At 38.5% G+C, this 23,812-nt stretch carries 32 protein-coding genes; 21 read left to right on the top strand and 11 right to left on the bottom strand.

Annotated elements, in window-relative coordinates:
* Nucleotides 1-13: 13 nt before the first annotated feature.
* The 6 genes from AB9N12_RS15635 to AB9N12_RS15610 form a co-directional block, all read right to left on the bottom strand.
* Nucleotides 14-922, bottom strand: coding sequence for a 6-bladed beta-propeller (locus tag AB9N12_RS15635; protein WP_369893040.1), 909 nt, complete (start codon nt 920-922; stop codon nt 14-16).
* A gap of 94 nt (nt 923-1,016) precedes the next feature.
* Nucleotides 1,017-1,238: an NVEALA domain-containing protein gene (locus AB9N12_RS15630; RefSeq protein ID WP_369893039.1), complete on the bottom strand. Its 222-nt coding sequence runs from the start codon at nt 1,236-1,238 to the stop codon at nt 1,017-1,019.
* A 179-nt stretch (nt 1,239-1,417) separates the two neighbouring features.
* Nucleotides 1,418-2,362 carry a hypothetical protein gene (locus tag AB9N12_RS15625; RefSeq protein WP_369893038.1) on the bottom strand — a complete coding sequence of 315 codons (945 nt, stop codon included), beginning with the start codon at nt 2,360-2,362 and terminating at the stop codon, nt 1,418-1,420.
* Nucleotides 2,363-2,451: 89 nt separating this feature from the next.
* Nucleotides 2,452-2,733: an NVEALA domain-containing protein gene (locus AB9N12_RS15620; protein ID WP_369893037.1), complete on the bottom strand. Its 282-nt coding sequence runs from the start codon at nt 2,731-2,733 to the stop codon at nt 2,452-2,454.
* Nucleotides 2,734-2,994: 261 nt separating this feature from the next.
* Nucleotides 2,995-3,876: a DUF1573 domain-containing protein gene (locus AB9N12_RS15615; protein ID WP_369893035.1), complete on the bottom strand. Its 882-nt coding sequence runs from the start codon at nt 3,874-3,876 to the stop codon at nt 2,995-2,997.
* A 7-nt stretch (nt 3,877-3,883) separates the two neighbouring features.
* A complete protein-coding gene (locus tag AB9N12_RS15610; protein ID WP_369893033.1) occupies nt 3,884-4,567 on the bottom strand; it encodes a BF3164 family lipoprotein in 684 nt (227 codons plus the stop codon).
* Nucleotides 4,568-5,413: 846 nt separating this feature from the next.
* On the opposite strand from AB9N12_RS15610, the gene AB9N12_RS15605 reads away from it, so the two are divergent.
* The 6 genes from AB9N12_RS15605 to AB9N12_RS15580 all read left to right on the top strand — a co-directional run bounded on the left by AB9N12_RS15605 (nt 5,414) and on the right by AB9N12_RS15580 (nt 8,618).
* Nucleotides 5,414-5,746 (top strand): ArsR/SmtB family transcription factor, encoded by a 333-nt coding sequence (locus AB9N12_RS15605; RefSeq protein ID WP_369893031.1) that lies wholly within the window; start codon nt 5,414-5,416, stop codon nt 5,744-5,746.
* A 67-nt stretch (nt 5,747-5,813) separates the two neighbouring features.
* Nucleotides 5,814-6,044, top strand: coding sequence for a thioredoxin family protein (locus tag AB9N12_RS15600; RefSeq protein ID WP_369893030.1), 231 nt, complete (start codon nt 5,814-5,816; stop codon nt 6,042-6,044).
* A 12-nt stretch (nt 6,045-6,056) separates the two neighbouring features.
* Nucleotides 6,057-6,506, top strand: coding sequence for a nitrophenyl compound nitroreductase subunit ArsF family protein (locus tag AB9N12_RS15595; protein WP_369893029.1), 450 nt, complete (start codon nt 6,057-6,059; stop codon nt 6,504-6,506).
* A 5-nt stretch (nt 6,507-6,511) separates the two neighbouring features.
* Nucleotides 6,512-7,222 (top strand): aromatic aminobenezylarsenical efflux permease ArsG family transporter, encoded by a 711-nt coding sequence (locus AB9N12_RS15590; protein WP_369893028.1) that lies wholly within the window; start codon nt 6,512-6,514, stop codon nt 7,220-7,222.
* The gene (locus AB9N12_RS15585; protein WP_369893026.1) at nt 7,219-7,653 is read left to right on the top strand and encodes an arsenate reductase ArsC; all 435 of its coding nucleotides are present in this window, start codon (nt 7,219-7,221) and stop codon (nt 7,651-7,653) included. Before AB9N12_RS15590 ends, AB9N12_RS15585 begins: the two co-directional genes overlap by 4 nt.
* On the top strand, nt 7,650-8,618 hold the full coding sequence (locus AB9N12_RS15580) for a permease (RefSeq protein ID WP_369893024.1): 969 nt from the start codon (nt 7,650-7,652) through the stop codon (nt 8,616-8,618). The genes AB9N12_RS15585 and AB9N12_RS15580 overlap by 4 nt, the downstream gene beginning before the upstream one ends.
* Before the next feature lie 274 nt (nt 8,619-8,892).
* Here AB9N12_RS15580 and mobA read toward each other — a convergent pair whose 3' ends face one another.
* Together mobA and AB9N12_RS15570 are read right to left on the bottom strand one after the other, a co-directional pair.
* A complete protein-coding gene (gene mobA, locus AB9N12_RS15575; RefSeq protein WP_369893023.1) occupies nt 8,893-9,315 on the bottom strand; it encodes a conjugal transfer protein MobA in 423 nt (140 codons plus the stop codon).
* Between the two features lie 279 nt (nt 9,316-9,594).
* Nucleotides 9,595-10,062 carry a DUF3408 domain-containing protein gene (locus AB9N12_RS15570; RefSeq protein WP_369893022.1) on the bottom strand — a complete coding sequence of 156 codons (468 nt, stop codon included), beginning with the start codon at nt 10,060-10,062 and terminating at the stop codon, nt 9,595-9,597.
* Nucleotides 10,063-10,493: 431 nt separating this feature from the next.
* On the opposite strand from AB9N12_RS15570, the gene AB9N12_RS15565 reads away from it, so the two are divergent.
* Nucleotides 10,494-10,805 carry a helix-turn-helix domain-containing protein gene (locus tag AB9N12_RS15565; RefSeq protein ID WP_369893020.1) on the top strand — a complete coding sequence of 104 codons (312 nt, stop codon included), beginning with the start codon at nt 10,494-10,496 and terminating at the stop codon, nt 10,803-10,805.
* 47 nt (nt 10,806-10,852) lie between these two features.
* On the top strand, nt 10,853-11,158 hold the full coding sequence (locus tag AB9N12_RS15560) for a helix-turn-helix domain-containing protein (RefSeq protein ID WP_369893019.1): 306 nt from the start codon (nt 10,853-10,855) through the stop codon (nt 11,156-11,158).
* 184 nt (nt 11,159-11,342) lie between these two features.
* Here the strand turns inward: AB9N12_RS15560 and AB9N12_RS15555 are convergent, their stop codons facing one another.
* The 3 genes from AB9N12_RS15555 to AB9N12_RS15545 are packed head-to-tail and all read right to left on the bottom strand — an operon-like array spanning nt 11,343 to nt 13,114.
* The gene (locus AB9N12_RS15555) at nt 11,343-11,513 is read right to left on the bottom strand and encodes a hypothetical protein (RefSeq protein WP_369893018.1); all 171 of its coding nucleotides are present in this window, start codon (nt 11,511-11,513) and stop codon (nt 11,343-11,345) included.
* Nucleotides 11,510-11,884 carry a hypothetical protein gene (locus AB9N12_RS15550; RefSeq protein WP_369893017.1) on the bottom strand — a complete coding sequence of 125 codons (375 nt, stop codon included), beginning with the start codon at nt 11,882-11,884 and terminating at the stop codon, nt 11,510-11,512. Before AB9N12_RS15550 ends, AB9N12_RS15555 begins: the two co-directional genes overlap by 4 nt.
* A 15-nt stretch (nt 11,885-11,899) precedes the next feature.
* Nucleotides 11,900-13,114, bottom strand: a complete 1,215-nt coding sequence (locus tag AB9N12_RS15545) for a site-specific integrase (protein WP_369893016.1) — start codon at nt 13,112-13,114, stop codon at nt 11,900-11,902.
* 294 nt (nt 13,115-13,408) lie between these two features.
* Between AB9N12_RS15545 and AB9N12_RS15540 the strand changes: the two genes are divergently transcribed.
* The 13 genes from AB9N12_RS15540 (at nt 13,409) to AB9N12_RS15480 (ending at nt 23,740) form a co-directional block, all read left to right on the top strand.
* On the top strand, nt 13,409-13,651 hold the full coding sequence (locus AB9N12_RS15540; protein ID WP_369893015.1) for a 6-bladed beta-propeller: 243 nt from the start codon (nt 13,409-13,411) through the stop codon (nt 13,649-13,651).
* Between the two features lie 93 nt (nt 13,652-13,744).
* Complete coding sequence (locus AB9N12_RS15535; protein WP_369893013.1) at nt 13,745-14,101, top strand: hypothetical protein; 357 nt, start codon at nt 13,745-13,747, stop codon at nt 14,099-14,101.
* A gap of 42 nt (nt 14,102-14,143) precedes the next feature.
* Nucleotides 14,144-15,295 (top strand): IS4 family transposase, encoded by a 1,152-nt coding sequence (locus AB9N12_RS15530; RefSeq protein WP_369888970.1) that lies wholly within the window; start codon nt 14,144-14,146, stop codon nt 15,293-15,295.
* A gap of 55 nt (nt 15,296-15,350) precedes the next feature.
* Nucleotides 15,351-15,749, top strand: coding sequence for a hypothetical protein (locus AB9N12_RS15525; protein ID WP_369893012.1), 399 nt, complete (start codon nt 15,351-15,353; stop codon nt 15,747-15,749).
* Between the two features lie 119 nt (nt 15,750-15,868).
* The gene (locus tag AB9N12_RS15520; RefSeq protein ID WP_369893011.1) at nt 15,869-16,768 is read left to right on the top strand and encodes an Rpn family recombination-promoting nuclease/putative transposase; all 900 of its coding nucleotides are present in this window, start codon (nt 15,869-15,871) and stop codon (nt 16,766-16,768) included.
* Nucleotides 16,769-17,318: 550 nt separating this feature from the next.
* Entirely contained in the window at nt 17,319-18,374 is a 1,056-nt protein-coding gene (locus AB9N12_RS15515; protein ID WP_369893010.1) for a transcriptional regulator, read from the top strand.
* Between the two features lie 174 nt (nt 18,375-18,548).
* Nucleotides 18,549-18,779: an NVEALA domain-containing protein gene (locus AB9N12_RS15510; protein WP_369893009.1), complete on the top strand. Its 231-nt coding sequence runs from the start codon at nt 18,549-18,551 to the stop codon at nt 18,777-18,779.
* Nucleotides 18,748-19,836: a BF3164 family lipoprotein gene (locus tag AB9N12_RS15505; RefSeq protein WP_369893276.1), complete on the top strand. Its 1,089-nt coding sequence runs from the start codon at nt 18,748-18,750 to the stop codon at nt 19,834-19,836. Before AB9N12_RS15510 ends, AB9N12_RS15505 begins: the two co-directional genes overlap by 32 nt.
* Before the next feature lie 194 nt (nt 19,837-20,030).
* Nucleotides 20,031-20,312, top strand: a complete 282-nt coding sequence (locus tag AB9N12_RS15500) for an NVEALA domain-containing protein (RefSeq protein WP_369893275.1) — start codon at nt 20,031-20,033, stop codon at nt 20,310-20,312.
* Nucleotides 20,313-20,321: 9 nt separating this feature from the next.
* Nucleotides 20,322-21,491, top strand: coding sequence for a 6-bladed beta-propeller (locus AB9N12_RS15495; RefSeq protein ID WP_369893008.1), 1,170 nt, complete (start codon nt 20,322-20,324; stop codon nt 21,489-21,491).
* Between the two features lie 145 nt (nt 21,492-21,636).
* Entirely contained in the window at nt 21,637-21,885 is a 249-nt protein-coding gene (locus AB9N12_RS15490; RefSeq protein WP_369893007.1) for an NVEALA domain-containing protein, read from the top strand.
* A 105-nt stretch (nt 21,886-21,990) separates the two neighbouring features.
* Entirely contained in the window at nt 21,991-22,704 is a 714-nt protein-coding gene (locus AB9N12_RS15485) for a hypothetical protein (protein WP_369893006.1), read from the top strand.
* Nucleotides 22,688-23,740 (top strand): BF3164 family lipoprotein, encoded by a 1,053-nt coding sequence (locus AB9N12_RS15480; RefSeq protein ID WP_369893005.1) that lies wholly within the window; start codon nt 22,688-22,690, stop codon nt 23,738-23,740. Before AB9N12_RS15485 ends, AB9N12_RS15480 begins: the two co-directional genes overlap by 17 nt.
* The last annotated feature ends 72 nt before the right edge of the window (nt 23,741-23,812 follow it).

The following is a 23,812-nucleotide window of genomic DNA, read 5'->3' as shown; positions in this document are numbered from 1 at the left end:
TCATGCTCAAAATTTATTTAGGACAATATTGCATAAAAATATATACATAATCATTATTAAAGAACTTTATAGACGGAATAATATGATTTGAATTTCGCAGGAAATAATACCTTTCTTTAAAATCTTCTACTATTTCCTGTTTTTCTTTATCCGTCTCATTTTTTCTTCCCCATCCACATCCAGGCAATTCCTCTTCATTAATCTCCTCTTTACCAAAATCAAGATATAGAATTGGCACTAAATCTTTTTTTTCAACATCTATTCTATAACAATAATAATTAACTCCCGTAGGTACAAAATAAAAATCATTATTTACCTTACGAAAACACTCATGCTCCATTGTATTTCCTCCAGCTATAGTTCCATCATAATTTACATTATCAATATGTTTTGTTTTCAGATTAAAAAAAACAACTTCAGGATCAGTCCACAAATATGGATAAGTAAAAACATATTCATCAGATTTCAAACTAATAAAATGATCAACAGGAAACTCCATATCCACCTTTCTTTTTAAAAGCAACTCAAAATTTGGAGTATATGTATATATGGTTCCATAAGGATTAAGCATATCTATTCCATTCAAATGCGTATTGAAATTCACATCTACAACCATATAATATTCTTCCGGTCCTTGTCCCTTAACTCTCCTTGAATTGTCAACAAATTTGCCATCACCTGTGAATGTGTACACTATTTGCTCACGTGTATATATAGCATATATATCCATTTTCTCATCATATATCACTTTGTTACATTTATGCACTAATGATGAATCGATTGTTTCTAAAGGAATAATTTCTATCTTCTCTAGAAATAAAGAAACATCCTTTGTTGCATTCTCTATTTCCACCGGAACTATTTCTACATCTTTTTGTACTTGCGTCCTATTTGATGAACAAGCGTAAAATATTGTTAACAAAAAACTACAAATTTGTTTTTCATAATAAAATTATTATAAAATTGTTCGAAAAACATAGAAGTAGTCATTCGAACAATTTATTGAATATGTTATATCAATCACAAGGGGTCACACATGAATCATAAGTATAGCCTGTAAATCTACAATTTTCATAACGAATAACCCAAGACACATAACAGTCTCCATACATACTCCAACATTTTCCACTTTCACTTCCACAAGTTATTTCAACGTCAGGAAGTTCGTATCTCGCCAATGCTTCAACGTTTGCTAAAGCCAAAGCTGATAACTTCACATTATTCTGCGAAGTATACATATTATATTGTTTCTCTTCTGTATCTATCCTTTCAACAGAATAGTAATCGTTTGCTACATTAACTTTTTATTCTTATGTTTGCATCGGAATAGCCTCCTTTCTTTTTAGGGGTTTAGGAGCAGATGATATATAAGCAAATCAGGCAAGATTAACAAACTCATCATTTTGCTCCTTATTAATTATATACTATTATTTAAACGGAAAACATCAAGACACGAGCGTGAAGGATCATGAATATATATTTTTCCATCATTTACACAAAAGGTATCATACACCTTACCTGAAAGATGAAAACATTCCGTATATTTCCATTCCGGATCTGATATATTTATAACAGCAACCGTATTATAAGAGTAATTTCCATCCTTCAACAGACCTATCAAGAGGTATAAATTACTATCATAATAACAGGCATCTTGGATCACTGTAAAATAGCTTCCCGGATCTTTAGGAGTGTCCCGATAAGCTTGCATCATTTGTAAAATTGCGGGGATTACGCTTAAGTCGAATTGCTTCAACAACTCTCCATCCATAGAATATTGCTCAAGAGTAGGATAGACACAACCAATCAAAAAGAAACTATTATCTCCCTTCAAAACATGTTTGGTAGCATGGCGCCCCATAGACGAATCATCAAACGGAGTATATGAACACATGAAAACAGATGTGTCATTATTAAAAGCGACTACCGGAAATTCTTTAGTTATAACTGAATGATAGATTTTTCCTTTATCCACGAAGAAGCGGGTATTGAAAGTAAAACGGGCACCCTTGGGAAAAGAGATTGTTTGCTTATTTTCATCACCCACATATACATCTATGGAATGTTTTCCTTCATTTAAAATATAAACGGAGTCTTTGCCAACAAGACAGAAGTGAGCTGCACCTAAAAACTCACCCGGTCCCTGCCCACGAGCACCCAATTGTTTTTTTACTTGATAGTCTTTATCCAAGACCACCAATCCTCCCGCATAGTCAGTATAATACAAAAGCTCTTTCGAACTATCCATGCATCTGACTTGCGAAGGGACAAAAAAGGAATCGCCTAGTTCACTCAAAGTAGTATCCAATGGCAAATCCACCGGATTTATGTGAGTAGTATGCGGATTCTTTCTACACCCCATTGTCAATACAGACGTGATTCCTAGAAATAAAATAAATCGACACACCTTCATAATAAAAGTTTCTTCCCGAATGCAAGTTAGAACTCCATCTATGAACAATAATTCGTTCGTCCATCACATTTTACATACTCGTATCCACTTGTACACGAGACTTTACCTGTACATGAAACACTTCCTTCAACCCGTCCGCCATAATAACAATTTGCCGTAGCAGAACAAGAATACCCACTTTCCCCATCATTAGCTAATGCTTCTATATTAGCCAAAACCAAATCCGATAATCTCACATTATTCTGCGAAGTATATACATTGTATCCCGCAACAGTGGCAACTACAACAATGGCAATAATGCCCATTATTTTCTTCTTCATTATTCAATGATTTTTAAGTTATACTTTATTTTTCTCTTCTGTATCTATCCTTTCAACAGAATAGCAATAGTTTACTGCATTAATTTTTTATTCTTATGTTTGCATAAATAACCTCCTTTCTTTTTAGGGGTTTAGGAGCAGTGATATGTGAGCAAATCCGACAAGATAAACAAACTCATCATTCTGCTCCTTTAATCAAGTTAATTCTCTCATACGCTACCAAAGCTACCTAAATGCTTCATCAAACCTTTTCTGAATTATTCATTTTGCATTTCCACTAATTTTCAAATGAAACGGAGAGCCTTCTGCATTACAATACACACTAATCGTTTTACTGAAATGTTCAGGATGCTCTGCATGATATTTTATTTTTAAATTCATGTTCATGTCTGGTTGAACGGGTTCTTTAGAATATTCAACTGTAACACAGCCACAAGAAGTTATTACATTCTCAACTACCAATGATTTTTTACCAGTATTAGTTAATATAAAATCTACCGTTTGCTCTTGCTTCCAATCAAAACTATCTAATTTAATGGATTTCTTATGAACCTCAACCTGTGTTAATGGTTCGTCAATATGCGTAAAAGCTGATTTCCCTGAGATTATTTTCAAATATAATTCTTTTATTTTAGGATTTTGTACAGGATTACCTATCGCTAGCACCTTATTTTCTTTATCCAATAATAAAGTCTGAAACTGCATTTCAGCAGGGAAATGGTTTAACTTATTAATACTATCTTTCTCATCTATACAAACAGGATAATCAAAATTTTCTGTTTTAAGCAAATGTTCAACACTTTTCTTATTCGTAGGATGTATAAAAAACAACACTTTACATTCTGGATATATATCTTCTAATTGTTTAATAAAAGGCTTCCATGCATCAAGTTTTAAATGACATCGGAGACAACCTATTGAATCAATATACGTCAATACTTTATAGTTACAATCTTTTTCAAAATAACCAATAACAGTATCTTTAGCAAATCTAGTAAAAGAGGGGCTATTAGGAAATACTATTTTCTTATAGCTCCACTCTTCAACCATTTTCTTTATATCCTTCTTGTTTCGTTCATTACATGAGAACAAGGAAAAACATACAAAATAAATCAAGAACACATAAATATATCGACATATCATCACCTATCTATTTTAATTTAAATTTTATTAGTTCTGGATCAGGCATATTGGAGAAAGCATATAATGCCTTATCCTCATCATCTACACTAATTAATGTGACAGGAATATTTAACTCATATTTTTTTACAGCATTTCCATTCCAATCAAAGACATAAATAATTGTACCAGTAAGTGCTCCCAAACCTTTTTCTTTAAAATTCTTACCTGAGTAAAGCGCATATACATATTGGGGAGAAGTACACAAACTGATAAATGTACTATTATTTAAGGATGAAATGGGAGCTGATCGCATATCTCCATCAACTTGCGTCTTATAAACAGGATAATTCATTTCATATTTCTTTATTAAAGAAATATCAATAGAATCTATTTTATAAAAATAAATAATTTCAGAAGTATTCACTGCATAAACAAACTTGTTCATATTTGAATTTACACGAATAATACCTTGATAAGCCATACCACGCAAATTGTTTGCGATTTGCTGTTCCTCTTTGTCTCTATATGGATATTCTGCATACTTCTTTTCTCCAATTAAAGGTCCCCAATATCTAAACATACAATCTTTATAAAAACCTAAAGATACAAAAGTATTAAATGCCGTAGGGAGCACCTTAATCGTCCCAGGAATTGTATCTTTAATTAAAATTGAATAATTACGAATTCCAGTTTTTATTTTAGGTATACTCAAAACACTCAATGTTTTTTTATATAAAACGTGCAAATAATTGCAGGATATTCTGAATCAATAAGTTCGACAGGAAAGGCAGAAAGTGGGTAATGACAAGGCAACAGTTCTTATTTCAGCATTTTGCAGCGCATTATATTCAAACAACTCTTCATCTGCAAAGGTAATATTATTCTGTGAATTGACAAAATTGAGAACACCCAACATTTGGGATGTAAATACAATGAGTCTCCGAGCGTGTTTACATGTAAACATTCTTGTAAGACATGCTTGCTCAGAATCTTGTCATACGTAACCCACAGAGTTATGCCGTCGCCGTGGAGCGGTACGTTGCCAATGCCCTCAATCATTTACCCGTGAGGTTATCCCCGACGGCCACTGTCCGTGCAAATGAGAGCAGAGCCGAACTTGTTCGGACTATGCCGAGTGCAGCCGGACTTGGGCGAAGCCACAGCAGAATATGAAAATGGAAGCCCAAGCGCAGACACGGCACATCAGCCGCTGTGCAGCCGACATTCCCATGCCGACCACACACCACTTTCAGGTAGTCAGGTAGCCGCGCCACCCCATACAAGAGTACATCGACCCGGCAACCGCCTATCTCCCGGCACAATCCATCACCGCCACCGCTCCCTGCCGCTCTCCCTGCGCGGTGCCGCAGGGGTATAAACACAGAATACAATTTATAACTCGCCGGTTACTCTTAGTGTGCGTTTCGCTCTTAAAGCATTGCTAATATTATAGTTAAATAGTTTCTTAAGAATCTTTCCTTAGTCTCGCTTAAAATTTTTCCGTTGGAAATTTTGTTAATTCAAATATTGTTCGTAATTTTGCGAACAAATAAAGAATATGGAGAAAGAAAAGGCATATACCGATAATCAGGAACGGCTTGCGAGGATAGCAAAGGCATTGGGTCATCCTGCCCGAATCGCCATAATGAATTTCCTCGCACAGCGCACGACCTGCTATTTTGGTGACATACACGAGGAGTTGCCGATAGCAAAGGCTACGGTTTCGCAACATCTGAAAGAGTTGAAAGAAGCCGGGCTGATACAAGGTGCTGTTGAAATGCCTAAGGTCAGATACTGCATTAATCGTGAATGTTGGAGAGAGGCTAAACAACTTTTTGATGGTTTCTTTGATGACTGTGTATGTAAAAAAGGCAGTTGTTGCGGTGATTGATATATTTTTTACTCTCAATGTTCGTTGTTTTACAAATTACAAACAACTTATATAAATAACACAAAACATGGAAATCAAAGTATTAGGAACAGGCTGTTCCGGCTGCAAGGCACTCCACGGAGTTGTCCTCGACGTGGTGAATGAACTCGGCATCAACGCCAATGTGGAAAAGATTGAGGACTTGATGTGCATCATGGAGTACAACGTGATGTCGTTACCGGCTCTTGTCATAGACGGCAAGGTGGTTGCGAAAGGTAAACTCACTCGTGAACAAGTAAAGAAGTATATCACCGAATAAACCGAAAAAGCAATGAAAACGCTATTGACGATTCTCATGCTTGCCGCAATGTTAGTGTCATGCGGCACAGAAGAAAAGAAAGCCGGGACAACTGATGATGCGGAACTGACCGTGCAAACAACGCAACCGCAAGTGGAAGTAATGTATTTCCACGGCAAACAGCGGTGTATGACATGTAAGGCGATAGAAAAGGTCGCATCGGAAACGGTTGCCGGGAATTACGCTCCGCAGATAGCAGACGGCAAGATACGTTTCACAGTAATAGACATTGACTCTCAGGAAGGAGAAGCTATTGCGGATAAATACCGTATTGCACGTTCCTCGTTACTTGTGGTAAAGCGTAAGTCAGATGGTTCTGAAAGCGTGGAGAATATGACCGACAAGGCATTTGCAAACGCTCGGAACAATCCCGATGCTTTCATCACAATGTTGTGCGAAGTAATAAACCGTCAGCTCAACTGATAACCATGGACTGGTTACAAAACATTCTTGACAGCGGCGAATTGCCTTTGGTGTCGGCTCTGATACTCGGGTTGCTCACCGCTGTCAGCCCATGTCCGCTTGCCACAAACATAACGGCGGTGGCATATATCAGTAAGAATATCGAACAACCCCGGCATGTTTTATATAAAGGGCTATTGTACTCTCTTGGCAGAGTGTCCGCATATTTTTTGCTCGGAATTGCCTTGATATACATAATCCGCGAGGGCGCCGACACTTTCACATTGGAGAAAGTAATCGGAAAATGGGGTGAGATACTGCTCGGTCCGGCACTGCTTGTCATCGGATTGTTCATGCTGTTTGGAAAATATATGCCACTACCCAAACTATCTTTCACATCAAGGATAGATGGCGAAAAACATTCGGGCGCATGGGGCTGCATGGCACTTGGCATACTGTTCTCGCTCGCTTTCTGTCCGACAAGCGGCCTGTTCTATTTCGGATTGCTAATACCGATGTCCGCAACTACCACCGGCGGCTATTTTCTTCCACTTGCTTTCGGCCTCGCAACAGCCTTGCCGGTTATCGCAGTTGCATGGATTATCGCTTATAGCATGTCAAGTATCGGCAAGTTCTACAACCGTATGCAGGTATTTCAGAAATGGTTTAATATGATTGTAGCACTTGTATTTATCGGAGTCGGAATCTACTATCTCATCGTAAATTACCCAATATGAAAATACTGATTTTATGCACAGGTAACAGTTGCCGCAGTCAGATGGCTCACGGCTATCTACAATCACTCGACAGTACAATCCAAGTGTTTTCTGCCGGGACAAAACCCGCTCCAAAAGTCAATCCCTTTGCTGTTGAAGTTATGCGAGAGTGTGGCATTGACATATCCGGTCATACCCCACAGAACGTGACAGCATACGCGGATCAGGCACGGGATTATGTGATTACTGTATGTGGTGATGCAGATGCAAATTGCCCGGTGTTTAACGGCAAAGTTGGGAAACGGCTGCATATCGGTTTCGACGACCCAGCAAAAGCCGAAGGCACAGAGGAAGAAAAAATGATTGTATTCCGTAAGGTGCGCGATAAGATTTTCGAGCGGTTCAAAGAATTATATTCAGAAATCACAACTGACAAAACAGATAAACAATGATACAGCAATTTGCAGACTGGCTTGTATATGGAGTGTTCGGCCTTGATGCTTCGACACGCTTGGGCGAATCAATAAACTTCTTTTTCTACGATTCAATAAAAATCACCATACTTCTGTTTGCCATAAGTGTGGTTATGGGTGTCATCAACGCATATTTCCCGATAGACAAACTACGCAACTATCTGGCAACACGCAGAATGTATGGTTTTGAATATCTGCTTGCTTCTGTGTTTGGTGCTATAACGCCGTTCTGCTCCTGTTCGTCAATACCGTTGTTCATAGGATTTGTCAAAGGTGGCATACCGTTGGGCGTGACACTCGCGTTTCTGATAACCTCACCGCTCGTCAACGAAGTTGCGGTCGCAATGTTCCTCGGAACATTCGGACTGCGTGTGACAATCATATACGTTGTGTCGGGGTTGTTGCTTGGCATGATTGGCGGTTGGATATTCGGAAAGATGAAACTTGACCGCTATCTTACGCCGTGGGTCAAGAAGATACAGGAGACATCCGAAAAAGCGACAGCGGTATGGGAGGGAGAAAAATCACCGTTCGTAAAACGCTTGCCGTCGATTATCCATGATGCTTGGGGTATTGTGAGAAACGTGTTCATCTATATTCTTATCGGAATAGGTATCGGTGCTTTCATCCACGGATATGTACCCGAAGGATTCTTTGAGGAATGGATGTCCGGCGAAAAATGGTATTCGGTTCCGGTCGCCGTGATATGCGCAGTTCCGATGTATGCCAATGCCGCAGGAATTGTTCCTGTGATTCAGGTATTTGTTGCCAAAGGCATACCGTTAGGCACAGCCATAGCTTTTATGATGGCTGTTGTCGGACTATCCTTGCCCGAAGCAACATTGCTGAAAAAAGTAATGACATGGCGCTTCATCGGCATATTCTTCGGAGTGGTAACACTGTTCATTATTCTGCTCGGATATTTATTCAATGCAGTAATATAAATGAGGCTTTTGCAGAATGCTATATAAATACCGTAGTCGAAAGGCTAAACGCCTCTCAGTACGGGAACTTTTCGTAGCCGATGTAGAGGGTATCGAAAGCATCGGAGCCGTCGGTGCGGTGTTCGAGCAAGTCTTCCTCCGATTCGGCGAGCTTTTTGCCGAACTTGTCCTTGCGGAAGCCGTTTCATCCTCGCTTACACCGGATGACTGTATGGCGAGGATAAGGTCTTTTACACCTCATCTGCTATCTCAAAATTCTTCACAGATAGAAGGCTTATTCTACTCTTTGTTCCCACTTAGTCTGCATCTCCCTTGAAAGTTCCACAATCTCATGGCTTACCCTCACAAGGTCGATGGTGCATTTCTCCAATTTGTAGAGTAATGCCATCGCCTTCTTCTCCGAGAAATGGATGCGCAGCTCCTTCACGACTTGGTTGTAGTTGGTGCCGATGGATCGGAACTGCGCATGGAAGTCGGACAGCTTGGTGTAATAGTCCACCAGCGTCTTATCCACTCTCAACACCCGGAACTTCTGCCCGAAGAAATGCGCCTTGAGAAAGACGGCTTTCGCATACACCTGTGATTCCTCGTACATCGTGAGAAATCTGTTCCATTCCACATCGTCGAAGCGCACCATCACGCAGTGCGTCTTCGGGTTCAACTTGGGATTTCTCCCATACTTGCTGCTCTTTGTCATTATGTTTATCCTTTTAATTTAACGGTTCATTCATTGTCTAATCTCCGATTAAAAAACATTGAAATTATCCGACTGCGGAGGATAATTCTGCCCACGGCGGTGCAAGGATTTTCAGTTACTTAGAATTATTCGGGTAACTGAAAATATATCTTGCTGTGTCTTTGAGGACACAAGAATCCTCCGCTTGTCGGATTGGTTTCCGAGTGTAATGACTCAGTTTAGATATCGGTTAAGCCGATGAAGTGTATTCACCAGCCTAACCGACTTTCCGTAATTTCGTCAGAGTTTGCGCCACTGCTCGATGTCATTCCGGTAGGCGTCGAGGTGCAGGCGGACAAGGTTTTCAATCAGCCCCGATGCGCTCATGCCCTTTCCTCCGAGGTAGCGGACAACCCTGTCCAGCTCGTCACGCACTGTCTCACTAACGAACACGGGCTTGCGGTTGACAATCTTCGGGACTTGGAGATAGGTCGTGCGGTACTCTTCCAGCGACAGCCTGCGTTGTTTGCTGCTGATGCGTTTCTGCGGCACTGCCCCTTCCCCGGTTGCATCGCTTGACGGTTCATCCACCTTTGCGGTTCCCGCTTCTTCCTTGACGGTCTTGCCGGGCTGTTCCAGTTCAGCCGGATCCAGACCGATGTTCCTGTAAAAGTCATCCATCGACTTGGGGCTGTAGGGTTCCCTGCGTCCCATTCTTTCCACGATTTCACGAGCTTCCTGCTCACTGATGTTTGGTTCTCTTTTCATTGATACTACAATTTTATTAAGTTATTGACTGTGGTCTGGGCACGTGCCTCGACCGATTATCGCGAGCAAAGTAAGTGGCTATAATCCAGCCGGTCAAACATTCGGGTTCTGTTAGACAATTTTGTATGGCTTTGCTTTAATACCGTCCGGATAACGGTGAGGATTTCTCCGATTTGCCGGATAGGGAGGATGGAAATATAGATTCAGGGAAATGCAGGGAAGAATCAATTAAGCCCTTATTCGTTCTTCCCGCTCCTGTTAAATTGAGAGATTAGGACTTGCCATGCTATCTGAATCTGGTAAACGAACCCCGGACAACCGCTACCATACCGGTGCCAAATGCTGCCAGTTCCAGAAAAGCCATTGTTTTATAGGATTTTGCCCTTTTCTTTGCAGCAAAAAGAGAAATAACAACAAAAAAATTAATGTATATGGAAATCGTATCTATCGAAAAAAAGACCTTTGAGGAGCTGGTCGCCAAGTTCGACCGTTTCGTCCGCCGCATGGATGCCATCTGCCATCGACATGGAGAGAAGACAATTGGCAAGTGGATGGACAATCAGGACGTGTGCCAAATGCTCAATATCAGCCCGCGCACGTTGCAGACACTTCGGGATAATGGAACTTTGGCATACAGCCAAATCAACCATAAGACGTATTACCGTCCTGAAGACGTGCAGCGTATCGTGTCCGTTGTCGAGGACAGGCGGAAGGAAGCGAAGTTCAAGGGCAGGACGATATAAAGTAAGCAGAGTATAATGACAATAACGACCACTAAATCCAAAGTAATATGAATGAACTGATTACCAAAAACAGCGAGTGGATAATCCACTTCATGGGCAACCTCGACCGCCTGTTGGACAGCTTCGAGCACCTGACAGCCAACTACCGCCCGACTTTGGGCGGAGAACGTTTCTTTACCGACAAGGAGGTGTCGGCACGCTTGAAAGTGAGCCGCCGGACGCTTCAGGACTACCGCAACGAGGGGCGGATACCCTACATCCAGTTGGGCGGCAAAATCCTCTACCGTGAATCCGACATCGAACGGATGCTGTCGGACGGCTACCGCTCCGCTTACCGATTGACGGGCACCTGATTTCCTTGAAGGAACGAAGTTTGCCGTCTGCCCACAATTTGCGGCTGCAATAGTCTATTCAACGAAAAAAGAAAGAACGGCTTACGGATGAAGCATCAAAATCCCGCTTCGTCTGTAAACCGTTTCTTCTTTTCGTTTCTTCTGATTTCCCGTCAGTCGCTCGTTTCCGTTGCCGGATGCCTTCTCAGTGCGTGGCAGGCAGCGGCAAGGTTTTCGGGCTGAATACGCTCAAACTTGTTTGAGGAAGATTCTGCCCGGAACGGCTCCGCCGCCCGACCTTGCGGATGCCACCCAAGCCACGCGCTACCTTTGCATCCGTGCATCGGAAACGGGCGACAGGCGGGATGAAGCTCAACAATACCATAGGTTGTTTCCTCTGCCACAAGAAACGAACAGCATGGCTTGTATTCCTTTTATCCTTGCACAGGTTCTATCCATTACAAACCGCCTGAACGCCATACTCTCCTTACTGCATATCCTAAATGCAACGGCTATAACCATTTCAAGACTGTAAACATCATAGCTGATGCCGTCCGGTTGCTTGACATACTTCATAGTTTCGGCTTCGCTCAATTCCTTGTTCTTGTAGATAGCATGGATAGCTTTTCGGACATCACACGAGAATACCCCGAACAGGTCGGCTATCTCAAATTGGGTCATCCATACTGGTGTTGTAGGCATTATGACCACACCCGTTGCACTGATTGTTATGATTCCTCTGTCCATATTGCAAGCCGTAGATTACTGCACATAAGAAATTTTCCCGCTTATCTTGTCTGCAAACGAAGCGATATCCATGTCAAGTTTCGCATCTGTAATCTTTGCATAAATCTGCGTGGTGGTTATATTCGTATGCCCGAGGATACGGCTCACGCTTTCTATCGGCATACCGTTGCTCAAGGCACAGACGGCGAAGGAATGCCGACCTGAATGGAATGAGATGTGCTTCTCAATGCCGCACTCTTGCATAATCAGCTTCAGGTTTCGGTTGATGACGGAATTACAGCCGATCGGAAGCAGACGGTTATCCCCTTTCAGGGTCTTGTATTTCTCGATTATCATCAGGGGAATGTCCAGAAGCCGTATCTGATAAGGGACACCGGTCTTTTGCCGCTTGGCTACAATCCATTTGTTGCCACCGATTTCCACGATATTCTCCGTGGTCAGATTCTTTATGTCTATGAACGAGATTCCAGTCAGGCAGCTGAACACGAAGATGTCCCGGGCAAGCGAGAGGTGGGGTTTCGTGAACCTGTGGTTGATGACGATGTTCAGCTCATCATCGGTCAGGAACTCGCGCTCCCGTATGTTCGGACTTACATGGAACTGCGCAAACGGGTTACGGGCGATCTTTCCATTGTAATGAGCCGTTGTCACAAGATGTTTCAGCGGCATCAGATAAATCCAGATGGAAGACTGCGACAATCCCGCCTCATTGCTCAGGTAAAGGGCGAAGTCCCTGATGAATTCCTCTGTCAGCTCGTTCATGGAAATATCCTTCCGCTTGTAATGCGACATAAGGAACGCAGCCACATGGTTGCGGACTGTCTTGTATTTGCGGTACGTTCGGTCAGAACGGTCTTTGCCCACACGTTTTGAAAAGTCGTCAACCTCCTTGTCAAAAGCACGCATCAGCATTTCATATTCCGTGCCGATTCCCTGAAAGGCGTTGCGCACCATCTCTGCTGAAACAAACGCCTCACGGTCGGAAATCCGCTGGTAATGCTTGATGATCTGCGCCTTGATGTTTTCAAGCGCGTAGTTGGTCTCGATAGCCTCCTTGCTCTTTCCTTTGACCCTGTTTCCTTTGGCATCCCAAAGCGCTTTCGGAATGGTTCGTTTACAACTGAACTGCGCCACCGACCCGTTGATGGTGATGCGTCCCATAATCGGCACCATGCCGTCTTTCTCCTTACTGCCGTTCACATAGAACAGCACCTTGAATGTCGATCTCATAACTTACATTTTTTACTGGTTGCAAAATTAAGTTCATGAGAGTCATTTGTCTGTAAGCAGAATGGCGCAAAACGCTGATAAATAAACAGTTGATTCTAAACTTGCGGATAACGTCGGGTAATGATTTGAAAACCTAACTCCCGCAATATTCCGCCAAAACCATGTCTTCGTCACTATGGACAACCTGTGCCAACCACTGCCTAACCACTTATGGGTCAGTTAGATTTCCCGTTATCTCATCTTTTTGCTTTTTTGTCGATGATTTTTTAGTAAAAACATAATTGTAATTTGTATATGAAGATAATAGTTGTATTATATGTATTTTTGTTATTGTTGATGTCATGTAATAATTCTCGTAATAATCTTTTAAAGGAAATAGACGATAAGGATCTTACTTTATTAGAATATGACTATTGTTGCAAAAAGAATCATTCTCATGCATCTGATTCTGTAACATTTGTTCCATTAGAAACAAATGATAAGTCTTTAATATCTAGTATAACTAAGATATTATATAAGAATGAAATGCGGATTTAAATATATGCATATCATCTATTGTGGGGAAAAATAGTAAAATATGAGTATCCTAATTATAAATCTTTTACTGAGTATAAAACGAATGCAACAGTAATGGAAATAGCTGTTGATGAGAAAACAGATAAAATATGGGCATCCAATATATTTCAGACTGAAGATGGGATTTGTTTAGGTTATTATTCGAATGGAAAGTTTATTCCGGTTATATCATCCAGAGGTATCTCGGATAATGCTAATACGTCATTTAAAGATCAAAGTTTTTATAAATCTGGGGATAGCTTATTTTTTAACCCTAGATATTCTCCATATATCTACGTAATAGAAAATGATGGAGTACGTAAATATATGAAAATTATCTCTGAGAACTTTATCGATGATTCTGATCTTGAATCCAATATTGTCCTAAATAAATTGGGGGGAACAAATAAAAAGGAAGTAGAACTAAGGTAAAATGACTACCTTAGTAGCAAGCTACCAACTCATCTACTTCCTATGGCAAATATAACACTTTTCGCACAGGTAATATCACATCTCCCGAAAGAAAATATCAGGAAAATCATAAAATCTTCGGGGTCAGACAAGCATTGCAAGGGCTACAATACATGGAGTCAGTTTGTTAGCATGATTTTCAGCCAATTCTCAGGATGTGATTCAGTCAGAGATATCTCAAACGGGCTGAAATCAGCCACCGGCAACCTCAATCATTTGGGAATCAACCGTGCACCATCCAAGTCAACGGTAGCATATCAGAACGCCAACCGAGACAGTTCGGTTTTTCGCGGCATATTCTACTCGTTGTTTCAGTATTTCGGACAGCAAGCCCTATGGCAACGAAGAAAGTTCCGTTTCAAGATGCCGATAAAACTGCTCGACTCCACATTGGTGTCATTGACTCTGTCAATATATGACTGGGCACATTACACTACCACCAAGGGGGCGGTCAAGATGCACACGCTATTGGACTATGACAGTCTTTTGCCGGAGTTCGTGAATATCACCGATGGCAAAACCACCGACAACAAAGCTGCTTTTGATATTGAGTTACATCCGTATAGTATTGTAGTAGCCGACCGAGGCTACTGTGACTACTCATTGCTGAATAATTGGGACAGCAGCAACGTGTTCTTTGTAGTGCGTCATAAAGACAATATCCGGTACAAAGCCATAGAGGAGTTGCCTTTGCCTGAAAAACACGCTCAGAATGTACTTATTGACGAAATAATCGAGTTCGAACTCTCGGCGGCCAAATCCAAATATCCCAAACGTTTACGTCGCATCGCAGTATGGAACGATGAACACGGTTTTGAAATTGAGTTACTCACAAACAACTTCACATTGGCAGCATCAAGCATAGCGGCTCTGTACAAGGCTCGGTGGAACATAGAAATCTTCTTTCGCAACCTCAAGCAACTGCTACGCATCAAGAGCTTTATCGGCACATCCCGCAATGCCGTAGAGACCCAAATATGGACTGCTATGACTACAATGCTGATTCTGACATGGCTAAAGCACATCGCAAGATACAAATGGGCATTGGCTAACCTTGTGGTCACGCTCCGGCTGAACACATTTACCAAAATCGACCTCCAAAAATGGCTTGATCAACCATTTACACCACCTCCCGAAACCATCGAAAACGATTAGGGGGGATTGATTTTGAACTCTCGAGGCTATACTTAACAGTATAGTCAGTTAGCTCATGCTCAAAATTTATTTAGGACAATATTGTCTTGAATCAGAAAATAATTTTAAAAAGAAAAAAGGGATAAGAACACAATATTCTACAAATGAATGTATCATTTCAGGAGTTAAATCATTTTATAAATGTAAAGGAAATTATTTAGCTGAAATATGGAGAAACCATGGGGCACCTTTACTCCTGAAATACGAATCAGAAGAGAAAAAAGGTTATTTGTTTTGTCCTCTTTTAGATACAAATATAAGGGTTTATACAAAGATATTGGCAGTCTCTTCTGATTTTTATATAAGCTATGTTAATGCTCAGTCTTTTATAGATAAATACAGCGATGTTGATGTCGATAAGTATAATCTTCGTGAAGATAGTAATCCGGTTTTGATGAATATATATATGAAATAATCAATAGTTGGCATTTTGGGGAGTGCGGTAATTGATACGCCAGGTTTGGATGTTCTTAGTAGAAAGAAATAGAATCATATATAGTTGAAATCAAACATATTCTGCTTATCTTTGTCAACATGAACAAAGAAAAAGAGAAAGGAGACGAGTTTATGGGAAGTAATTATATTCGTTTCGATTGGGCAATGAAGCGCTTATTGCGTAATAAAGCCAATTTTGGAGTTCTCGAGGGCTTTCTTACCACTCTTCTAAATGAAAAGATCGTTATTCAGCGGCTGTTGGAAAGTGAAAGCAATCAAGAGGACGAGTTTGACAAGTATAACCGGGTGGATATGCTTGCAGAAAACTCAAAGGGTGAGCTTATTTTGATTGAAGTTCAAAATAATAATGAGTATGCGTATTTCCAGCGTATGTTATTCGGCACATCTAAATTGGTGACCGAATACATAAACCGTGGTGAGGGATATGATCATGTAAGGAAAGTATATAGTGTCAATATTGTATATTTCTCCTTAGGTAGCGGAAAGGATATTGTATATCATGGCAAAACGGAATTCCGCGGCATCCATCAGGGAGATGTTTTGGAGTTGACTCCTTTCCAGAAACAGACGTTCAGAGTCGCTCATGTCAGCCAGCTTTATCCCGAATATTATATATTGAAGGTCAATGATTTCAATCAAGTGGCCCGTAGTCCTTTGGAAGAGTGGATTTGTTATTTGAATACGGGCGATATTCCCGATAGTGCTACAGCTCCCGGCCTAGGTGAGGCTCGTCAGCGCTTGAAACTGGACAAGATGACTAAAGAGGAATTAAAAGCTTATTATCGTCATTTGGATAACATAGTGATTCTACGCGATAATATATATACCGAACGTGCGGAAGGTCGTGCAGAAGGTCGTGCGGAAGGTCGTATGGAAGAAAAAAGAGAAATGGCGCATAATATGAAATCTTTGAATGTTCCACTTGATACCATTTCGCAAGTAACAGGTCTATCCATTGAAGAAATAAAAAGTTTGTAGTTGGATTGCCACAGAGAATCTCAGACACTGTCATACTTTGCCAAGCCATTGATGCAACAGGCCGAAGGTCACGTTCTTCACGTATACTTCGTAGGCTATGGTTTGAAGGGTTTAATCCATAGCTTATCATCTTTAGACAAAACCCTCTTGCTTTAGCTTATTCATATAGAATGGTGTAGCAGGAGGATTTCTCTTCTGCTTCTTAATAGATAATCCTTGGGTTTAAAGAATCGTGCCACTGCGGTGGCACAGTTGTGCCATCACTTTGTCACAGTTGTGCCATCGATGTGGCACAGTTGTGACAATATAATGTCATTGTATGGCATTTGAAGCTTGTTGCCAATCATACCTATATTTCTAATTTAATATTAAAAGGAGAAATCTTAAGAATAGAACAGAATCTCTTATTATGAGAGACATAGTTGGTATCCTATTCTCTGTTGAAACTGTAATAATAATGTTTTTATGGCATAGCTATTGTTTGATTTATTCGTTTATTAGTTTAATAATGCTATCTTTGTGCTTGAAAAAGGATATAAAACGAAACATAATGAGAACTTATAATGTTATTTTGTTGTTTATTGTTGCCTGCATCGGTGGAATTGTACTTTTCTTTACTTGTAAATATGCTTACGAGTCTAAACTATCTATTCTTAAACAGAAGGCAAAAAGCACTTTTATTAGGGCGGTTAATCAGGAAGTGGAAGGTCGGAATGTGGCAGGTCCTTTAGTGATTGCTTTTCCGGATATAGCCAATATGAAAGTTGCAGAATTACCGGATTCAGTAAGTATTGTAGACTCTATAGGTATGTATAAGGTTAAGTTAGATAAGGAAAAACATTACAATAATATAACTACAGATACTAATGCTCGTTTGTTTCATAGCATTGCTTTTAAGGAACATCCCATTCAGTTGGATTCATTGAATCTTATCTGGAAAAAGTATTTAAACGAAGCGGGTGTTTCAATGGAAACAGCATTATATGTTTCCGTTTTAGACAGGTATGGTAATGTAACATCGGCATCTACCTCTTATAGTGGATGGCGCAAGTGCTCAAATTTGGTATCTATTGTTTCTATAGGTTATGCTTGTGAAATAGAAGTAATGGCTTATCTTCATTATTCCGTATGGAATATAATATACATGGAAATCATTTTGGGTTTATTAATATACATAGTCTGTATGTATGTGATTTACAAAATTGGCTTGTTTATTAAATATAAAATAATTTCTATAAGAGATAAGGAAGTTATAAAACATCCTGTTGTGAAAATAGTAAAAGAAATGAAAGGCAGTTCTTCTATACGTTCTTACAAACTACATGAGGACTTTATATTCCATGCAGATCAGAATTTGATAGAGTTTAAGGGGCAACAACAGATTTTGCAGCCACAGTCTAGTAAGTTATTAGAACTTTTCCTAAGAATGGAAGAAACAGGATATGTGTTGAAGAATAGTGATATTAGTAAGACGCTATGGTCTGATGGAAGTGTTAGTAACGACCGGATTTATAAAGCGGTAGCACGTTTACGTTCTAACATAAAAGAGTTGGATTCTTCTATTGAAATAAAAAAATGTGTAGATGGGTATCAATTGGTTTTATAATATAAGATTCTTTCAATAGCTCTAAATCTCGATGAAATGGCACTTTTTAGATGATTGCAATTTTCTTTAGATAATAATTTCTTGCCGGTCAGAAATGGTCAGCCATATTTTATGGCTTCTTTCTGTCAGTTTACTACCTTTGTTCTCATATTAATCTTATAACAAAAAAATAGTATGAGAAAATTGGTATTCTTTTTATTTTTATGTATTGTAGTGCTTTTGACAGCTAAGCGTTCAACTAATCACCACGTTTCATTCAATACATTATTGTATTATAATGTAGAGGCTTTAGCGGCTGGTGAAGATCTGAATGTATATAGATGTGTGGGTTCCGGATCCGTAGATTGTCCTATAATTCATGATAAAGTTAAATATGTTTTCGGGGGATATAGCCTTGAAGAGTGATATTAAGTATTTGTTTCTTTTCTTTTTATTTCTGCTCTCTTGTGGTAAGAAAGAGAAAGAATACGCAGATAATGTATATGCTTATTCTGAATTCCCGCAAGAAAAAGAACTGAAAGGAGGAGTAATAGAGCTTGATACAGCCTTGTTCCGCTATCCATTTAGGATACGGATAGAGGGAGATAAAGCCATTGTGATGGATTTACATGGTTCCGAACATTATGGGCACTTATTCGAATACCCAAGTTTCCGGTACCTGTCTTCTTTTGGCAGACGGGGCGATTCTCCAACAGAAATGTTATCTATGGAAAACTTCCGTTTGTATAACCATGAATTATGGACGTTGGATGCCAACAAGAGCGAATTAATCGGGTTGGGCTTTTCTTCATCCGGTGATTCACTGCTTCGTAAGGAAACGGTAACATTGGATGAAGCTATACTTCGCCCTCTTGATTTTGCCGTGTATGATGATACCACATTTGTCATTCCCGATTATTCAGGTGAGAGCCGCTTCTTAAAGGTTAGTTGCAAAGGTAAACTTATAGAGAAGATAGGCGCTATACCTACAGCGAATGAGAAAGCTTTGGAAGAAGCCCGTCCTGCATTAGCACAGGCATGGCGTAGCTTTTTAGATTATAATCCTCGTAATGGTGTTTTAGCTGCTGTCACTCAACTTGGAGAGGTGGTTGAAGTTTATAATTTGAAAGACAGTACTCATGTTGTTCGTATCGGTGACCACGATGAACCTGAATTCAAAGTGTCCGATGGTTATGGTATCCCAACAGGCATTATGGGATTCAGTGATATTCAAGTAACGGATAGTGCCATTTATGCGGTGTTTCACGGAACGCCCTTTAAAGAGATAGCAAGGCAAAACGGAAGGCTTCCTGACGGAGGCAAATACATTTATGTATTTAGTTTGAAAGGAGAACCGATGTGTAAATATGTACTCGACCGTTATATATATGGTATTTGGGTGGATGAAACTACTAAAACGATAATGGCAACAGATGTAAATAACGACCAGCCAATACTAAAGTTTAGTTTTGGTAGCGTATGAGAGAATTAACTTGATTAAAAGGAGCAGAATGATGCGTTTGTTCATCTTGCCGGATTTGCTTACATATCATCTGCTCCTTAACCCCAAAAAGGAAGGAGGTTATTCCGATGCGAATATAAGAATAAAAAATAGTGTAGCAAATAATTGCTATTTTGTGAAAAGAGTAGATTAAAGTTGAATTCAAAAGTAAATAAATTATAAAAAAGAAATTTGCTGTAATGGTAGTTATTGTATCTGCAATAATTGCCGGGTATAATGTATACTCATTGCCGGTTGAGGAAAAAATATCAGATTTATTATTATCTAATGTTGAAGCATTAGCTGATCACGGTGAAACTAGTCCCGGATATAGAAAAGGATATATTGCTTCTAGTTATCAATATTATTTGCCGGGTTATGGATATACGACTATCCCTTGTTGTAGGTATACAGGCAATGAATATAGTGCTTGTTCGGCTATAGATATTTGTCCATAAAGTAACGACATGTTTAGTGTTAAATATATTATAATTTTTGTAGGAATACTAGTTATATTGTGTTCCTGCAAATATAGCAAAAAGAATGAAGAAGGAAAGTTGATGACAACTTGTGAAGTTAATATAAGCTTGCAGAATAAACAAGAGAGTATAATGATGTCTAACTTTGTAGATTCTGTACGAACATTGTGTCTAGAACTTCCTTCTGATGTAGTAATAGGAAGAGCGACTCGTGTATTTTTTTATGATTCACATATTTTCATATTAGATAGAATGCAACAAAAAATATTTCACTTTGATAAAGGCGGAGCATTCTTAGGAGAGTTGAATAGGCGTGGAAATGGATTGGGAGAGTATTACGGGCTTCATTCTTGTATGGTGAAAGATAATGTACTTTACGTTTTTGATAAAGTGGGACAAAACATATTATTATATGATTTTTCTTTTAAATTCATTCGTTTGATTCATTGTGAAAAATGGGTAGAGAATTTATTTTTGTTATCTGATGGTTCATTTTTATGCTTTACACCTTTTTTCGTTTATAATGCACCTAATGGTATATGGCAGATGAGTTGTGATGGTAAGATGATAAAACAGTGGTATATATATGATGATAAATATCCTTATGTAGGTTCTGAATGGGATCCGTTTTATATAACATCTTCAGACGGTATTGGCATAAGATGCCCTATTAGAAATGAGTTTTATAGATATAAAGATAATAATATTAGTTGTACTATGAAGTGGAATATCAAAGCAAAGACTACTTTAGATTTTCCGGACATTGAAAGTTGTACATCCATCAAGGAAAGTTTTTGGACTTGCCCAATTTTTATAGATGCTGACGAATGGGTATTTGGTATTTGGGGAGAATATAATGGGACTCCTTCTGAGTTATTTACTCTGTATTCAAAAAAGGACAATGAAGTACTTGTATCTTCTTCTTTAATTGTGGATGTAGGAGATTTGTCTTATATTGGTAATCCTGTTTCATCTAATCTTCCTAATGCAATGGTGGCTATTGCTGATGGAGATTTAATTATGGGTTCGGATTCATTTAAGCAAGGTCAAGTTAAATCTCTTCCGGATAATCAAGTATTTCTGTTGATTTATTATTTTCTTAGACAATCAATTTCTAAAGAGAAAATTGCATCCTTAAAAAAGGAAGTGGGATTGTAAGTCATATAGATCTAATAGAGTCGTTATTATTTGTTTATAGTCTACTATTAGTTATGATGAAATGTGCAGATTGTTTATTCTTATTTTGTTGTAAAGATGATACAATAATGGTAGAAAAAATATAAATTTAAAAAAAAATAATAGAATGAAAAAGAAATTATTATGTATAGTAATGATAGTTGCAGTTGTAATAGCTGCGGGCTATAATATCCATATGTCAAAGAGTGGAATGAATCTATCTAATTTGGTCCTTAATAATGTAGAGGCTTTAGCAGATTATGGTGAAACAACACCGTATGATTGCTATATGGGACATTGTTGTTATGACCCTGCATATGATTGTTTTGGACATTCTGATAGATGGCATTACTGTCCAAATATGAGAGGGTATTGATGTTAATTAGCTAAGATTATGTCAAAGGTCTTAGACTTTAATAGTACTCAAATATGAGGCTTTAGTGTTAGATTTTTGACATAATCTAAGTCTTTCATAATATTTATGATGAAACTAATTGTTATATTAATTTTGCTATTAGGAACTTTTGAACTCAATGCTCAAAATTTAGATCAGATTGTTGAAGAGTATATACGTAAAAATAAGATAGTTACAGTGTCAGAAAAAGATACTACTTATTATAAGACGGGAAAACCTTATATGAAAAAGTACTCTTCAGGAATTAAAAGTCTTTCAGTTCCTAAAGGTGCTATTCCCATTCCAATGCCTACAGGTATTAATGATGTAAGAGGAAAATTTTATTCTTCTTATGTTCCTAATAATGCATATCTGACACTTTATATCGTGCAGTTAGTTCATGGGAAAGAAGTAGTTACAGCGGTCAATGGTGGTGAAATAGTAAAAGATAATAGGGCCCGGGTTGATATATTGTTGGATTTTAAAGAGATTCAGAAAGCTACTATTTATTGCTATTTTTTGAATGGAGTAGTATTTGGTGCTCCTTTTATAATGTCAAAAGATCATATTGTTAGAATATGTAACTTTAAAAAAGAAGATTTTGTCTTAGAGAAAGATATACCGGCTTTATTAATATATGAAGAGGAAAAAGGTACTACAAAAAGAGAAAAATTAGTAGAGAAAATGAGAAACGGACAGTTTTTGCTTTTTGACAAGCAGAAATACGAAGATATCTATAAACAATTAGGCAATTATTGTATCATCTATTATAGACTAACAAAGAATGGAGAAAAAAAATAAAAGTATATACATATTGACATCCATATTGTTTGCACTTTTAAGTTCGTGTCAAGGTAATGAGAAATATGCAGATGCAGAGTATTTTTCTTTTTCTGATTTTGGAGCGGCTGTTTCTTTGAAAGGAGACAGTGTCGGTTTCGACGATATCTTATTGAAACCTGTTAAAATACACCTGGTTGACTCTTTCTTGATTATGAAAAACAGGAATACTGAATATGCTTATTATATATTCAATATCTTATCTAAAAAGAAGATAGGCGAATGTGTCTCTTTTGGAATTGGTCCTAATGAAATGATTGATCCTCGTTTTATTCCTTCAACAGATGATAATGTTTGGATATATGATAAAAATAGGAAAATATTGAATATTTGTGACCGTCAAAAATTTCTTAGAGGAGAAGACATGGAAATCAATAAGACTATTGAATTCGAGGATTTTTGTGACAATATAGTCTTTATTCCTCAAAAAGGTTTTATAGCTTCAGTTTTTAATCTGAACAATAAGAGATTTGGATTATTTAATTTGGATGGAGATACAATCTGTTATAAAGGTGTATATCCGAAACTTTCCAGTTTGCAAACAAACATTGAACAAGTAGAAGGATTTATAAATGAATTTACTGCTAATGTTGAAGAAAATAGAGTTTTTGTTTCATATAAACGAACGGATTTAATAGAATGTTATGATACAGATATGAATCTTATAAGAAGAATGCATGGTCCTGAACATTTCTTTCCCGAAATTCATCAAGTTGTTGATCGAATAAAAACAAATAAAGGGGCTGAAAGAGATGCTTATTCTTTTCCATTATCAGTAGGAAAGAAAGTATTTGTTCTTTATTCGGGAAAAGTCTTTAATCCTAAAAATCATGATTATCTGAAAGATAAAATTCTTGTTTTTGATTGGAATGGGAATCTGCTGCAATGTTACCAATTGGATACTCCTATTTTTGATTTTGCTGTTGATGAAAAGTCTGGAATAATTTATGGATTAACAGATAAACCGGAGAGTCATATTTTACAATTTAAATTTTAATATTTATGAGGTATTTATTAATTATACTATGTATGATAATATGGACTTCTTGCCAAAATGTGGAAAGATCTT

The organism is Bacteroides sp. AN502(2024), from assembly GCF_041227145.1.
In the GTDB taxonomy this organism is placed as follows: domain Bacteria; phylum Bacteroidota; class Bacteroidia; order Bacteroidales; family Bacteroidaceae; genus Bacteroides.
Note: the sequence above shows the minus strand (reverse complement) of the source record. Positions and strands in the feature narration are given on the sequence as shown.